Here is a 14,988-nt window from a genome sequence, read left to right as displayed (position 1 = left end):
TTGAAAGCAATAAAAAAGTTTCACTTTTTTTATTTTGAACAGTTACTTATAGCTTCATCGGATTATATTTTTTTATGTTCAACATTCTGTTTGGTAAAATTACCGCTAACGTTTGGGTATTGCCGAAGGCGGGGATTTTTTGCACAGAACCTTAATAGAAATCCTAAGGGTGAAATATTGCTAAAAAGTTCAATAGAATTCCTTCAGCCCCGCTTTTGGCAATACCTTGTTATGCCTTCGCCTTTTTTTTATGGTAACTTATTCGTGTCTTATAGTCTTAATCTGTGAACAGAATTTGTCATCTGAATACGTGCCTAATCGTAGCTTTTCCAGATTATATTTCGTCAGTTTTTTGTTCAAGCAATCATCAGAACTTTAAGTTAAAAATATACTGCTTCAAAAACGGCCAAAGGTGCACGCCTTCCTATATTCAACGTCAGCTTATCTTCAACCATCGTATAATTATCTGTTAGATTGAATACCTTTAAAAACTCAGATTCATTAACTTTTACGTCAGGACATGCGCGTAACGTAGAAAGCATATTTTCAAATTTTATTCTTGATTTACTCATATCCAAAATAAAGTTGCCTGAAAATTGATTACAACCGGCAAAACCAGCGATGCTACCATCTTCTCTAAGTATAAAATACTGTTCACGTTCCTGATTGTCAGCCATATTCACTTCCTTACCATCCAACTCTATAAGTTTCCAATATTTATTTACAATTTCATTCTTCTCAACTTTTACAAACACAGCCAAAGGTGCTCTTTTACCCACATTAAGCATTAATTTATTGCCCGAAACTGTAAAATTATTGGCAGTTTCCAGCATCTGATTAAATCCTGTTTCATTCCAACCTACACTTTGGCACGCCATTTTTGTACTCGCAATGCGGGAAAATGAAATTTGTGTTCTATTTGAGATATTATAACTTCCCATAAGTCGGTTACAACCATTCGATCCGCTTAACTTAGTACCATCCTTAGAAAACATAATATGTACTTTTCCAGCTACACTTTCAGGAACTGGTTTGCCATCGAATTCAACTAAGCTCCAATAAATGTTTTCTACTTGAAAGTTTTCCAAATTAGAGTTTTGTGTTGCCTTTCTTTGAGTATTGCAAGCAGTGGCTAAAAATAGTAGTGCGAAAAGGAAAATTGTATTTTTCATATCTTTTTAATTTGTTATTGTTTTCTGAAGTTTTGAAATTATTATGCCTTTTTAAACTCTTGCGGGTAAATTATAATGGTGTTCGTGTCATAAAACAATTACAGATTTGAAGCTTAACCCTTTTGCGCAATTAAATATGTCGTCGTTTAGGGTGTGGCATAACGGAAAAAGTATTTGCGAAGGGTGGGCTAAATTGAACCAATCGTTCAATTTCGACCAACCGAAGCAGGTGCTTTTTCAATGAAACTAAATTAGTAAAAAAAGTTGAATTGAAAAGCATTTGCGACTAAATATTTCTGCTTTTCAATTCAATGCCTCTCCCCGCCTTTTGCAAATACTATGTTAGCAGAAGTTGTTTATTTATTCGGCATCAATGGAGATGAAGGAAGAGATTTTTGAGGTAAATAATTATCTATTTTATCTTGCTTAAGAATTTCCTTTTCCACATTGTTGAAGTCAACAAAAAATTTGGAAATTTTTGCTGAATCTTGTTGGGAATAAATTTTATCAAAAAGCAAATTCGATATTTCATTAAATTCTTTATTCATAAAAGGTTCAATATAACAAAGTTGCTTTTTCGTTTTCTTAAAAAAAGAAATATAATTTCGACTTCCCGCATAACCTTGATTTTCTGCCAATTGCTTTTTCTGAACGAACTCTTCTAAATTCTTGTTTGCGAGTTTATTAATTTGTTTTAAATCTTCGGGTTTTAGTTGATAAGAATAATATGCAGGACCTTTACTTCCATTCACAAAAACTTTTAGTTTTCCTTCTTTGTCCAAAGTTGAATACGAATTTATTTCAACCGAATTTGGTGAATTTAAATCATAACTAACTATTTGAAAGTTTTCTAATTTGTTTTTTTGAGCACAACTATTAAAGCTAATTAGAATTAAAAAAAATAAAATAATATTCTTCATTTGCGAGTTTTTTGGTTACAATTTCTGCCAACGGAAAAAATATTTGCGAAGGGCGGACTAAATTGAACCTTTCGTTCAATTTCGAGCAACCGGAGCAGATGCTTTTTCCGTATTGCTAAATTACTCAAAAAAGTAATACGGAAAAGCAGAAGCGAATAAATGTTCCCAAATTTTCAACTTTTTACATAACCCCGCCTTTTGCAAATACTATGTTAGCCGCAGGTGTTTTTCCTTATTTTGTTGCAATATAAATCTCCACTTCCGAATCTTGACCTTTTTGGCTGTTTTCCCCATATACTTCAAAGTCATAAGTATATTTTCTATTGAGTTCTTCGTCTCTATTCCAAATGTCTATCCAAGTATTGATAACAGCGTTCGGCATTTCGCCTTTTGCTACGAATTTTTGAAAGTTCTCGGCTTCAAATTCCCGACCGACTAATCCGTTAGGGATTTCATTTAGTGTTGAAACAGGAACACCTATAATCGTAGTATATTCCTCGGTGTAGTTGCTTTTGTAATCAGTATAAATTGAAAATATTTCATCTGATACTTTATTTGGTATCTTCTCAAAAATGTTTTCCGCATAGAATTGCCCCCAAAGTTTTCCCAAATCTTCCTTTGATTTGTTGTCTTTGTTTGTTGTCCTAATGGAAATTCCAATTACTTTAAATCCGTTTTTCATTTTATTGTTTTATCAACTGTTGTTATTCTGTATGTGTTTAATGCACTGTAATTTGAATGTTTTTTTTAGAATTGGGGCTTTGTTAATGCTCATATTCAAAAAATTTCTTTTCAGCCGTGTGTTTTGATACACTTGCCGCTAACGGAAAAAGTATTGGCGAAGTGCGGGCTTTCGAAGAACTGAAAGTTCAAGGAAGACCAAGCGTAGCGAATGCTTTTTCAATACTGCTAACTTACAAAAATTTGCAGAATTGAAAAGCGTGAGCGGAATAATATTTCTGCTTTTCAATTCTATACTTCTTCCCGCATTTTGCCAATACAATGTTATCTGCAGTTTTTTTATTGAATCCAGTAACTATTACACCAATCAATTACCTCTTCATTTTTTACAATTATATCATAATTATTTCCATATTCATAGTTTTGTTTTGTCATGAATATTCTTGTTAAGAAAGTGTTTTCTGCAATTTGAATTGATGGAGAAACTTTTAAGTTATATTTCTGAGTGAATAATTTATTGATTTTAAATCTCAATTTTCCAGCTTTTCGTTTTTTTATTGTTAATTCTTTTCTATAATTGATATTTTTGGGAATTGAAATATTAGTAGCAATTGATTTTTGAACGTTTGCAATTTTGGAAATTTGCTTAAAATCAAAATTAAATTTACTTTGATCTTTTTTACAAAGTGAATAATCCCATAAAATATTTTCAATAATTGTTTCCTCATCTTCGTTTTTTAAAATGTTTTCATAAATAGATTTCTCAATTATTTTTCCATCGAAAAATACTTTTGTTTTTTTCAATTTTGGTAGAATTTCTTGTGCAAAAAAATCAAGACTTTTCTGTTCAGTTTGAGAAAACAAAAAATTTGAAAAAATCGTGAAAAGTACTATTGTAACGCGCGTCATAAAATTGCAGATAACGGTCCAGGTATTGCCGAAGGCGGGGCTTCTTAGCACCTAACTCCAACTGAAATACCACACTTCAAAGGTAAACAAATTTTTCTAAAAAAACAATTAACCCCGCTTGCGGCAATACCTTGTTACCTGCTGCTGTTTATTATCCGCTTTATCTTTTCATTGAGAGTAATTGATAAAATCTATACATAAATAATCATTTATTGTCGGGTCAACTGCATATATTTTTCCTGTTGCTTTATTCTCAATCGTGACAAAGTCGTGGTCTTTAAGAAATGGCGTTTTGAGATATTTGTGAATGTTTGTTCCAAAAAAATAAAGCTGTCCTATTTGTGGTTTCGCAATCCAATAATCAGAAAGGTTATTTTCTTTGAGTAGATAATTACAAGTTGTTGCGAAAAATGAGGCATAACCAACGCAGTATGCTGTCTTGGAAGTTATAAGTCTATTTGGGTCTGTGTCATTTTTGCCTGTCGTAAAGTTAAGTCGTTTAGAGGTTATTGAAAGTCCTATTTTGATTATACTTTCAACATCAAGGGTTTTCTGTTTGTCTGTATTTGTGTCAATATATTCTATAAGTTTTTTATTCGTCGCCGAATAATTAGTCCGCAATCCAATAGACTTATATGTTATTAAATGTCTGTAAAACCAACCACGAAAAATCATTCCACCTATTGTTAGGATTAAAATTGTTAAGAATATTCGTTTAATTGCTTTCATTGCTTAACAGTTGTTATTTACAGTAGCAGGTAACGGTTACGTATTGGCGATGGTGGGGCATTTGAAAAACGTCAGCCCAACATTTGCACTAATGCCCGATAGAAGCACAAATGTTGAATTTATAACTATCAGCCCCACTATTGCCAATACGATGTTGGTGGCTGGGCTTCTTTCAAAAGAACTCGTCTAATAATATATAAAACTCTATTTTATTTTTGTTTGGCTTATCAAGTCCATATACCTTGTAAAATATGTCAACCATTTCTGGTCTAAAATTATCTCGTATGTTTCTAACAGCAAGTGCAATATCTTGATATTTATCTGCTATACCTCCATTGCCAATGTCTATAAAACCACTTAAGTTATGATTGTCAAAAATTAAGTTGTCAAAACAGTAATCTCCGTGTGTAAACACTAATTCATAGTCTGATGGCTTTATGCTTAATAATTTCACAAATAGTTCTTCGGGGCTGTAAGTTTGATTTTCGGGTTGTAAGTCTGTAAAATCAATTAACCCACTATCTAAATTAAATCTTGCTTTTGAAATTTTCAAGTCAAGGTGTTGAACCAACGCAGTATTGTCGATTTTCAAAGAATGAAGTTTTTTCAATGATATTGCATATTGCTTAATAATTTCTTCAGTTTCTATTTTATCAAAATAATATTCAAGAGTTTTTCCTTGCAGTTCCGTCATACATAACAATTCAAAGTCGCTTAATTGTTCATAAAAAATAATCTTAGGAACTGGAATTTTTCCGTCAAGCCATAAATAATTTTGATAATCGTATTTGAGGCTTACATTATGGTTAATATAAATTTGTTTTTTGAGAATAAAACTCTTTGATTCATCTGTCGTAACCCTGAACAATTCAGCATTTGTTGAACCACCTGAAATTTGTGTGGTAGTATAATTTCCAAAATATTTGTCAAGTTGATTTTTTACGTCTTTACTGATTTCCATTTGCTGTGTCTTTTAGCCTTGCCACCAACGGGAAAAGTATTTGCGAAGGGCGGAACTGAAATGGACCTTAAGTTCAATTCAGTCCAACCGTAGCAGATGCTTTTTCAATGAGACTAAATTAGTAAAAAAAGTTGAATTGAAAAGCATTTGCGACTAAATATTTCTGCTTTTCAATTCAATGCCTCTCCCCGCCTTTTGCAAATACTATGTTAGCAGAAGTGTTATTATTTTTATACAATTTTATTCCTTCGACGAGATTAAATATTTCCTTCGTTATATCTTCAACTTTCATAAAAAAATGGGAAGGAAATTTCTTTTGAAATGCCCAACTTTTTTCTTTTTCACTGGTAGTATTTTTGAAAAACATTTGATAGAAATTGTGATGCTTTAAATTTTCATAATTATTTTTGTCTACATTTCTAATTCCTATTGATTTGCTTTTATAATTTATTCTAATTAGGATTTTTTCATTATCAAGTCCTTCCAAAATAATATCTGAATAATTTTTATTTTGTGTATTTATTGGTAGAACTTTAAGTTCATCATCAATAATATTTCGTGTTATTGATGAAGTGGTCTTTTTAAAATTTAAATAAGATTGTTTTTCATTGTTTAAAATTTCTCTAAGGTTTAAATCAATCGCAGCTAATTCTTCGTCATTCAACCAAGATGGATGTGGAATAGCATAAATATCTAATTCTCCAATTTTACCTTTAACAATTAATCTTTTATTGTTTTTACTTAATAATGCATTTCCTTCAATTTCAAATTGGTCTATTCCTGTTGATGTACCCAAAAGTATAATTAAGTTAGGTTTTGTAAGATTAAGAAATTCTGTTGTCATTTCTTTACACATTGTAAGTATATCAACCTCTTTAAGCTTTTTAATATCATTAAATTTTCTTGAAGGAAAATACACGTAATTCATGTAATTAAAGCCTAAACATAGGTCATCAATTAATTTCATTTTTCTTAATTGCTTAATTACTTTCCAATTTGTTTTATGTTCATTCCAACTAGAGTTTCCTCTAAGAAATTTTTCAGCTGTCATTGAAGCACTACCGTTCACTTCAGATTTTTTTGTAGGAAAAGTACTATTGTTATAAGGATTGAGTGCTAGTATTAGTGTAGAATAATCTTCATCATATGGTTTTTGAAATGCATAGTAATCTAAATAATAATCATTTGCAATCTTGTTGCATTTTTCAACAGTTTTTTCAGCCCAAATTTGTAATTCTTTATTCATGTGTTTAAGTTTGTATTTATAACGTAAAAATATTATAGATAACGGACAAAAGAAGTCTTTTTATTCCACATAATTGAAAAAAAATACCGAAATATAATTCAAACGGTGAATTTTTAGAACATTTCTGCTAACGGAAAAAGTATTTGCGAAGGGCGGACTAAATTGAACCTTTCGTTCAATTTCGGCCAAACAAAGCGGATGCTTTTTCCGTATTGCTAATTTAAGAAAAAAAGTAATACGGAAAAGCAGGAGCGGATAAATGTAACCAAATTTCAACTTTGCACTTAACCCCGCCTTTTGCAAATACTATGTTATGTGCAGTGATTTTATTGAAGTAGCCAATTAATGCAGTCCTCAATTTCCTCATAGTCGTTTGGTAAAAGTGTTTGTAAATTACTAGTTTCAAGATTGTTGCAAAAATTCGCCCATATGGCTTCATTTTTACCTGACAGATTTAAATGCTTCTCAATAGTTCCTTTTTTCCATACCCAAATATTATGGGCTCGCATTTTCAAACAAATATTCTCAATGTTTTGTTTAGTATTTTGACTTTGTGCAAGAATCGCAAATGCATCTGCAGCAGTAATAGAGTTTCCATTTTTAGATGGCCAACCATCAGCTCCAATAAATATATTATTAGTTGGAGCAATATTTAAAAGTTCAGTTAAACAAGCATTTATATCTTCGTCATTAGCTTGCAAGTATCCTTCAGAAATTCCATTTTTCATTGCATAATCCAAATCAACGATTGCTTTTGTAGGCAAATCCATTGTTTTTAAAACTTGCATTGTTTTCTTTGTATTTCCCGAACCATCTAATCTTACGAAAGCAGTTTTATGATGCAGTATGGTTTTATTTGTAATATTTTCAATCAATACGGGGATTAATTTATTTTCTGTCTTACCTTCGGCAATAATTACTTTTTCAGAGAAAAGTATATTACTTGAGTTACTTAATGAATAAAGCAAAGTAAGTTGATGTTGAGCCTGACTTTCAATAGCAGGTATTGCAGATTTTAGTGTAGTGCGTTTAAATGTTCCTAAGGTGTCATTTTTCCTGATAAGAATTGTGTTACCCACATCTTTTTGAGTTATCATAAAAGGAGAATGTGTGGAAAAAATCACTTGATACCCTTGATTTGAAAGAATTGTTAGTGAATTTCTTAATATTTCGATTGCTTGAGGATGTAAGTATAATTCTGGCTCATCAATTAGTAAGAGTGTGGTTGTTCTATTAGCCTGTTGCGATAATTTTAAATCAGCTAAATGTCTAATTAAAGTCATTTGAATAGACCTTTGAGCCCCGTGACCTAAAGAGTTAACATCCTTGGCATTTGGGAATTGATTTTCGTAAACTTTTATCGTGCCCTTTTTGAAAACTTCTTTTAATTCAGGAGTAGGGATATGAACTTTAACACTTATGTCAGGAAAAAATGCATCTAATTTTGTATTAATTTGCTGGTCAAACGCTTCCAATTCTGGTGCACGATTGACACCTTCAACATCTAGTATTTCCTTTAGCCCATTTAAAGCTTCATTAACTCTTTCGCCATATTGTATTTCAATAGGCCCAATAATCTCTGCCAATAATTTACCTATTGTAGAAGTGCTACTTGATCTTGAGATATCTTCTTCTGAATTTTCCATTGCACCAATATGAATTGGCTCTGGAAATAAATCCTTTATGGCGTTATCAATCCCTGTAGGGTTATTTTGCCAAGTTGTATTATCATTTGGATCTAAAACTTGAAGTTGAATTTGAGCAACACTTTGACCTGGTGAAGTTTGAATTCTTTTAATTGTTATAGTTTCATTATTCAAAAAAGGCTCTATTCTAGCTCTATGGCCTTGGTCGATATTATCTAATATTTCAGAAGAAATCCCCTCTATTGATGCAGACACAGTTATTGGCTGAGAAACATCATTGAAATAGTTAGCACTTAACGATGTTTTCCTTAAAACCCATCTTATTGCTTCAAGAATATTAGATTTTCCTGCATTGTTATAACCAACCAAGGGAGTAAACTTTGAAAGCTCAAAATCTTCATTAATAATTGATTTAAAATTTTCGATTTTAATTTTGCTAATAATGTGTCCCATTTGCAGGAGTTTGGTTAATCATTGCACATAACGGGTTACGGCTTTGCGAAGGAGCGGAAATAGAAGCACGGACTTTCAATTTTGCACAACAGTAGCATAAGCCATTTTCTATTTGCTAAATTACAAAAAAAGGAAATAAAAATGGCTTATGCGGTGATAGAATTACTACCGTTGAATTTTGCACTTAACCCGCTCTTTTGCAAAACCGATGTTAGCTGCTGTACATTTTATTTAGCATTATTTCTTTTTTTAGTTTTTACATATTCTGCGTGAAGTTGTCCACAAGCCGCATCTATTTCTGAGCCGAATTGCGTCCTTCTTGTAGCGTGAACACCATTTAGGTTTAACTGGGAAACAAATTCAATTACTTTCTCTTTTGTTGGTTGCTTATAAGACGGATTTGCTCCAAAAGCATTGTTGTATCTTATAACGCTGATGTGATATAAATCTGGACGAACTCTGGACTTTACCATATCAACCAATGCGTTCAAATGTTCTTGTGTATCATTTAATCCTTCAATCAATAAGTAAGCGAGGTAAATTTTCCGTTTGTATTTTCTTACATATTCGTCAAGTATTTTGAAATTATCGTCTAAAGGAAAGCGTTTTTCTAACGGTATTAATGTTGCTCTTTGTTCCGGAAAAGGGGAATGAACTGATAAGGTAATGTTTACTTGCGGAAACCTTTTTACCAATTTTTCTAAATTCGGTGCAAACCCAACAGTTGAAACGGTAAGCCTGCGTTGTGAAAGTCCGCCATATCCTTTGGTGGTAAACGCTTCTATAGCGGTTAAAATATTTGGATTTGCAAGTGCTTCGCCCATACCCATAAATGCTATGCTGTCGGGCAACTGATTGTTCCAATGTGAATGGAATACTTGTGCACAAATTTCATCGGCAGAAAGATTTTTCATCAATCCCATAGCTGAGGTGGCACAGAATGTACAACCTAAACCGCAACCTGATTGTGACGATATACACATAGATGTCCAACCTGCACGGTAACGGGAAAGAACCGTTTCTATTTTTGCTCCGGATTGGGTTTCAAAAAGTACTTTCTCTACTTGTTCAGCCGAATGAATGATGGTTGGCTTTAGCGGTAAAGGCGTTTCTCCAAATTGGGTTTCCAATTTTTCTCTTAAACTTTTGGGAAGTTCTTTCATGTCTCTAAAATATTCTATGCCCTGTTGCAAAGCATAAACTATTTGTCGGTAACGATATTCGGGCATTTCACTTTCGTTTAAATAGCGGTGAATTTGCCATAGTATTCCTCCTGTTGGTGGATTGGGTAATGTGCCTGCTGTTAATTTATTTGTCATATTCATTCTGTTTATTGGGTTAATGAAATTGTTCGTTCTATGTTTATTTGTTCCAAAAATGTTTCATCGTGCGACACGACTACCAGCGTTCCCTGATATTCATTGATGGCTGCTGTTAGGATTTCCACATTCTGAATATCCAAGTTGTTGGTCGGTTCGTCCAAAATGATGATGTCAGGCGATTTGCTATTAATCGTTAAACAACAAAGTAGCAAACGCATTCTTTCGCCACCGCTCAACGCACTGCAAGGTTTGTCCCAATCTTCTTTGGTAAACAAAAAGCGATTTAATCGGATTTTGATTTCGTGTTCTTGTAATGCAGCAACATTGAATTGTTGGGCTTGTTCGTAAACTTTTAGTTTGTTGTCAAGCAAAGAATAGTCTTGGTCTATGTAAACCGATTTGTTGTCTGCTCGGTAAATTGTTCCTGTTTGTGGTTCGATGTCGCCCAAAATGAGTTTTATCAAAGTCGTTTTTCCTGAACCATTTGTTCCTTTTAAGGCAACGCGTTCGCCACTTGTGATTTGAAAATTCAAATGGTTTTTCCAAAACGGTTGCGTGTTGTAAGCAAAATTGATGTTCGATGCGGTAAACAAAATTTTTCCTTTGTGCAAGGCTGAATTATCAAAACCGAATTTCATTTTGTCAATGTCGGGTAGGGAAGAACGAAGTTCTTGCAAGTCTTGCGAAATACCGCCAATTTTTTCTGCGTGAACACTTTTGAGTTTTGATGTGCTGTTTTCGGCATTGTTTCGTAAAGTGTTCATCATAATTCGGGCAACGCCGGCTTTTGCTTGTTTGCCTTTTCCACGATTGTCTAATCTTTGTTGTCGTTCAATCGTTTCCCGTTCTTTTTCTTTGGCTTTTCGCAATGCTTTTTCCTTACTTTGAATGTCTTGACTCAAAGCATTGTTTTCAATTTGTTTTTGTGCTGCGTAAAAGTCATAATTACCACCATAAACTTTAATTCCGTTTCGACTCAGTTCGCAAACTGTGTCTAAAAGATTGAGTAATTTTCTATCGTGGCTTACAACAATCAAAGTGTTTTTTGTGCTTTGAATAAAGTCATACAAAAGTTGTCGGCTTGCAATGTCTAAATGATTGCTTGGCTCGTCCAGCAAAACTAATTCGGGTTGATGAATGGAAATTCCTGATAGAAAAACTTTTGTTTTTTGTCCACCGCTTAATGTTTCCATTTTTTGAGATAAGTCCAAATCGTCTAATTGCCAATAGTTCAGAGCTTCTTTGCAACGGTCTTCAATCGTCCAATCATCATTGAGTAAATAGAAATTTTCTTCACTTGTATTTCCGTTCAAAATTTCATTCAGAGCGTTCAATTTTTTATCGATTTTCAACGCTTCTGCAATGGTAAAATGATTGTATTGTCCAAAAATTTGTGGAACAAAATATGGTTCAGCATCAATGCTTATTTGTCCGTTTGATGGTTGTAATTCTTGGGCGATAATTTTGAGCAAAGTTGATTTTCCTGCTCCGTTGTTGCCAATTAACGCTGCCTTTTCGTGATTGTTTACTGTCAGATTGATGTCGCTAAACAGTAAATCTTTGCTTGGGTGTGTATATGAAATGTTTTGTAAAATCAACATAACTTCTTTCGTTAAAGATGAAACAATACAGCAACCGCTTTGCGGTTGTTGTTCTGATATGTCTGAAAGTAAATATTTTTTACATTCTGTCTTTACTTAATTTTTTGTGTCTGCAAATATACAATTTTTTTTGAGTAACGGTTTTTCCTGTATAGCAGCTAACGAGAAACGCATTGGCGAAGTGGCGGATAAATTGGACGAAAAGTTCAATTTAGCAGTAACGTAGCCGATGTGTTTCCACAGAAGCTAAATTATTAAAAAAAAGCTGAGTGTGGAACACATTCGGCGGAATAAAATGTAGAAAAGTTGAAGTTTGCACTTAACCCGCCATTTTGCCAATGCGATGTTATGCGACCGCCCTTTTTAAAGCGAATGATAATATTCCTTGATTTTTTGAGCCATTAATTTTCTTCGCAAAGTCAAGAAATCTTGGTAATCGTCAATGTTCATTTCCATAATTTCGGTTGGAACACAATTCATTTTCAAATTGTCCAAAAGTTCTTGTTCCGTTGAAAGTCCGCTTACAAGTTGATTTCCGTCTTGCATTTGTGTTTTAATCAACTCAAAATAGTCTTTTGGTGGTTTGTTTCCGACTTTTATGTTTACTTCCGATTGCATATAAACGTAGTTTGCAATTTGGTTGTATTTACTTCTGTCTAAACCGTTTTTGCTTAAATAATCTTTTGGAAACAAATGATGAATATCTCCACGTAATGAAATTAAATCGCTAACCAAAACATCTCTTGATAAAAATCCTCTGTCGTTTGCTTTTACTTGTGATGCAAGGAAAACGTGAAAATACGGACTACTTGCAACAGAAGTATCTAAACTTTGTGGTAATGATGCGTTCCAAAAAGCGTCTGAAAGTTCTCCTTCTTCTTTTTCTTTTAGATAATCTCCAAACGGTTTTTGAGAAATTTGTTTGATGTCAAAATCAAATGTACTTTCGGGCGAACCTGAATATCTTCCTGTTAATATCGAATAAACCAACCATTTTCTAACATAACTTTCGATAGCAACAGAATTTACTCCAAGTTCTTTTAGCTTCAAATAAACGATATAAGCAAAATTTAAAGCATTTTGCGAACGAATAAGTTTTGGCGAAATAAATCCTGCGGATTTTACAATCATTAAAAACCTTTTGAAATTGGTTTCGTTGATAAAATTATTTACACCGTTTTTAAGTTTTTGAAAAGATTGTTCTGCAATTTCCGTTTCAAAAGTTCGGGTTTCAAAATTTCTTCCCGAAAGTAAACTTACCAAATCTGAAAGTCGTCCTCTGTTAAATTGCGATGTAAATGCTACACGAATTAAATCGTTGTAACTTGGGTCGTATAAATCTTCATTTTCAGTTTTTAGCCACGACATTTTTTGGAAAAAATCGGTTTGTGCAAAATCTTTATCGTTATCAACGATGTGTTTATAGAAATCCGGTGCAATGGCTAAATGGCAGAAATAATCAATCGCTTTTCGCAATTCATTTCCGCCATTTTCTGTGTCGGAAGCAATTTTACTCATCGCAAAATCTGCCTGACTTAAAACAACACCTTTAGAGTTAATTCTGATGAAAATTTCAGTTACCGTTTCAATGTCCAATTCGGGTGCTAATTCAATCATTCCGATTGGTTTTTTCACGATGCTAATTAATCTTGAAAACGAGTTTTCGATTAAATCTTCGTCAATTTCAGGGTTTAAAGCCGAGTAATCACGAACCAATTTTAGTAAACTTACTTTTCCCGAAAATGCGTCCGTAATATCGTGAAGCCAAGTTTTGTCTTTTAAAATTGCAGGGTTTTGAACTTCAAATTTTTCTTCAAGTGGATTAAATGCAATTTTAATTTTTACACGTTGGTAATTTTTATTGATGACGTATTGACCTAAAATTGCGGCAGTCAAAGCTGTAATTCTTTGTTGTCCGTCAATCAACACTTTTTTCCCTTCGCTTAAACTTCCGTCTTTAAGTTTTACATTCGGATTTCTCCAAGCAATTACGTAGCCGATAGGATAACCTTGATAAAGACTATCCATTAAGTCACGGACTTTTGAGCTGTCCCAAACAAAAGGTCTTTGAATTTCTGGTATTGCGATTTCTCCCGAATTTACCCAAGCTAATATGGTTTCGATTAAGTGTTGGTTTACTGAATATTTCTGCATTTCTGTTTTTCGTTCGTTTCTTTTAGGTACGACTGTTCAAATAGGGTGTCGCATAACGTGCCGCGTATTGGCGATGGGCGGGATTTTTAGCACTGAACTTTAATCGAAGAACAGAAGTTGAATTTTGCACTTCCGTTGATACGAAGCCGTTCAGCCCGCCTATTGCCAATACGATGTTGTACGACGTAGTTATGTTTTGGGTTTTAGTCCAGCTAAATATTTTCGTATGTCATTTTCTAATTTATCCGGGTATTTGTACTCTAATTTTTTTGACAATTCAGTTCCTATTTCTGAAACTAAATCAGTCATTGAAAATAGAGCAGACCAATTTTCCTTTATATCGCTCCCTGAAAATGTTTGTTCTGTTTTAGCCCACATTTCCTGGTTAAGATACTTTTTGAAAAGTCGTCCATATTTATTGGTCGTTATGTTCCAATTGTGTTCACTTGCAATGTGCCATTCAATTAAAGGAATTAGATATTCTGTGCGAATAACGGTTTCCGACATAAATTTCGCATAGAATATTTCATCTCTCACAAGACACTTTGCCACGTAAGTTGTGTCCCACCAAAAATCGTTTATTAGATTTTGAAACTCTTTTTCAGACGGTTTTTTGATAATGGAAATTTGATAAGTTGGTTTCAGCATTTGCTTTGTAATACCATCTTTATCAATTAAAATTTTATAACCAATATCCCAATCTTCTGGTAATTCTTTCTCTTGCGTTTCCTTTATAAATTTTGATTTGCTGTAAAGTTTAAAATCTACTTTCACACCGTCTTCATAAAGTAGCATTTTCATTGCGTGTTTATGGTTAAAACAACTTTCGTCTTCTTCAATCATAGCAATTGGATTTCCGAATTTAAGCGTCCAGCTTTTGTCTGAAATGTAATTTGTATTATCCTCAAAAACAAATTCAATGTCTAAATCACTAAATTCGTCAACAAGTGCTAAAGGATTTACAAGTGAACTTGTCAGAAGAAGAACTCTTACATCTTCGTTTTTCTCCGACCATTCTATAATTGTTCTTAACTTTTCTTCTCTGACTTTCATTTTGTTTGGTTCGGTTTTACTATGTCGTACAACGGGAAACGCATTGGCGAAGTGGCGGATAAATTGAACCGAAAGTTCAATTTAGCAGTGACGTAGCCGATGTGTTTCCACAGAAGCTAAATTATTAAAAAAAAGCTGAAT

13 protein-coding genes are annotated in these 14,988 nt (G+C 33.1%); 1 reads left to right on the top strand and 12 read right to left on the bottom strand.

Annotated elements, in window-relative coordinates; genetic code table 11:
• Positions 1-380: 380 nt before the first annotated feature.
• From VQ048_RS11120 to VQ048_RS11100, 5 genes are all read right to left on the bottom strand, one after another.
• Entirely contained in the window at positions 381-1,172 is a 792-nt protein-coding gene (locus VQ048_RS11120) for an META domain-containing protein (protein ID WP_327611756.1), read from the bottom strand.
• A gap of 356 nt (positions 1,173-1,528) precedes the next feature.
• Entirely contained in the window at positions 1,529-2,092 is a 564-nt protein-coding gene (locus tag VQ048_RS11115) for a hypothetical protein (protein ID WP_327611755.1), read from the bottom strand.
• A gap of 232 nt (positions 2,093-2,324) precedes the next feature.
• The gene (locus tag VQ048_RS11110; protein ID WP_327611754.1) at positions 2,325-2,774 is read right to left on the bottom strand and encodes a GyrI-like domain-containing protein; all 450 of its coding nucleotides are present in this window, start codon (positions 2,772-2,774) and stop codon (positions 2,325-2,327) included.
• Positions 2,775-3,112: 338 nt separating this feature from the next.
• On the bottom strand, positions 3,113-3,682 hold the full coding sequence (locus VQ048_RS11105) for a hypothetical protein (RefSeq protein WP_327611753.1): 570 nt from the start codon (positions 3,680-3,682) through the stop codon (positions 3,113-3,115).
• Positions 3,683-3,850: 168 nt separating this feature from the next.
• Positions 3,851-4,411, bottom strand: coding sequence for a hypothetical protein (locus tag VQ048_RS11100; RefSeq protein WP_327611752.1), 561 nt, complete (start codon positions 4,409-4,411; stop codon positions 3,851-3,853).
• Positions 4,412-4,421: 10 nt separating this feature from the next.
• Between VQ048_RS11100 and VQ048_RS11095 the strand changes: the two genes are divergently transcribed.
• The gene (locus VQ048_RS11095) at positions 4,422-4,601 is read left to right on the top strand and encodes a hypothetical protein (protein ID WP_327611751.1); all 180 of its coding nucleotides are present in this window, start codon (positions 4,422-4,424) and stop codon (positions 4,599-4,601) included.
• Here VQ048_RS11095 and VQ048_RS11090 read toward each other — a convergent pair.
• The 7 genes from VQ048_RS11090 to VQ048_RS11060 all read right to left on the bottom strand — a co-directional run bounded on the left by VQ048_RS11090 (position 4,584) and on the right by VQ048_RS11060 (position 14,847).
• Complete coding sequence (locus VQ048_RS11090) at positions 4,584-5,372, bottom strand: APH(3') family aminoglycoside O-phosphotransferase (protein WP_327611750.1); 789 nt, start codon at positions 5,370-5,372, stop codon at positions 4,584-4,586. The two genes, VQ048_RS11095 and VQ048_RS11090, sit on opposite strands and share 18 nt — an antisense overlap.
• A gap of 175 nt (positions 5,373-5,547) precedes the next feature.
• A complete protein-coding gene (locus VQ048_RS11085) occupies positions 5,548-6,618 on the bottom strand; it encodes a hypothetical protein (protein ID WP_327611749.1) in 1,071 nt (356 codons plus the stop codon).
• A gap of 326 nt (positions 6,619-6,944) precedes the next feature.
• Positions 6,945-8,717 (bottom strand): ATP-dependent nuclease, encoded by a 1,773-nt coding sequence (locus VQ048_RS11080; RefSeq protein ID WP_327611748.1) that lies wholly within the window; start codon positions 8,715-8,717, stop codon positions 6,945-6,947.
• A 227-nt stretch (positions 8,718-8,944) separates the two neighbouring features.
• Positions 8,945-10,036, bottom strand: a complete 1,092-nt coding sequence (gene cfr(F), locus VQ048_RS11075) for a 23S rRNA (adenine(2503)-C(8))-methyltransferase Cfr(F) (RefSeq protein WP_327611746.1) — start codon at positions 10,034-10,036, stop codon at positions 8,945-8,947.
• 11 nt (positions 10,037-10,047) lie between these two features.
• A complete protein-coding gene (abc-f, locus tag VQ048_RS11070; protein WP_318161660.1) occupies positions 10,048-11,640 on the bottom strand; it encodes a ribosomal protection-like ABC-F family protein in 1,593 nt (530 codons plus the stop codon).
• 363 nt (positions 11,641-12,003) lie between these two features.
• The gene (locus VQ048_RS11065) at positions 12,004-13,794 is read right to left on the bottom strand and encodes a GmrSD restriction endonuclease domain-containing protein (RefSeq protein ID WP_327611745.1); all 1,791 of its coding nucleotides are present in this window, start codon (positions 13,792-13,794) and stop codon (positions 12,004-12,006) included.
• A 189-nt stretch (positions 13,795-13,983) separates the two neighbouring features.
• On the bottom strand, positions 13,984-14,847 hold the full coding sequence (locus VQ048_RS11060; RefSeq protein ID WP_327611744.1) for an AadS family aminoglycoside 6-adenylyltransferase: 864 nt from the start codon (positions 14,845-14,847) through the stop codon (positions 13,984-13,986).
• Positions 14,848-14,988: the final 141 nt, after the last annotated feature.

This window comes from Bergeyella anatis, assembly GCF_036016955.1.
Lineage (GTDB): Bacteria > Bacteroidota > Bacteroidia > Flavobacteriales > Weeksellaceae > JAYWXI01.
This window is presented reverse-complemented; position numbering and strand designations above follow the sequence as displayed.

Bases quoted from the DNA above. Each gene is read 5' to 3' on its own strand.
- VQ048_RS11105 (WP_327611753.1), bottom strand. From the start codon at position 3,682: ATGACGCGCGTTACAATAGTACTTTTCACGATTTTTTCAAATTTTTTG.
- VQ048_RS11090 (WP_327611750.1), bottom strand. From the start codon at position 5,372: ATGGAAATCAGTAAAGACGTAAAAAATCAACTTGACAAATATTTTGGA.
- VQ048_RS11120 (WP_327611756.1), bottom strand. From the start codon at position 1,172: ATGAAAAATACAATTTTCCTTTTCGCACTACTATTTTTAGCCACTGCT.
- VQ048_RS11085 (WP_327611749.1), bottom strand. From the start codon at position 6,618: ATGAATAAAGAATTACAAATTTGGGCTGAAAAAACTGTTGAAAAATGC.
- VQ048_RS11080 (WP_327611748.1), bottom strand. From the start codon at position 8,717: ATGGGACACATTATTAGCAAAATTAAAATCGAAAATTTTAAATCAATT.
- VQ048_RS11115 (WP_327611755.1), bottom strand. From the start codon at position 2,092: ATGAAGAATATTATTTTATTTTTTTTAATTCTAATTAGCTTTAATAGT.
- VQ048_RS11065 (WP_327611745.1), bottom strand. From the start codon at position 13,794: ATGCAGAAATATTCAGTAAACCAACACTTAATCGAAACCATATTAGCT.
- VQ048_RS11060 (WP_327611744.1), bottom strand. From the start codon at position 14,847: ATGAAAGTCAGAGAAGAAAAGTTAAGAACAATTATAGAATGGTCGGAG.
- abc-f (WP_318161660.1), bottom strand. From the start codon at position 11,640: ATGTTGATTTTACAAAACATTTCATATACACACCCAAGCAAAGATTTA.
- VQ048_RS11110 (WP_327611754.1), bottom strand. From the start codon at position 2,774: ATGAAAAACGGATTTAAAGTAATTGGAATTTCCATTAGGACAACAAAC.
- VQ048_RS11100 (WP_327611752.1), bottom strand. From the start codon at position 4,411: ATGAAAGCAATTAAACGAATATTCTTAACAATTTTAATCCTAACAATA.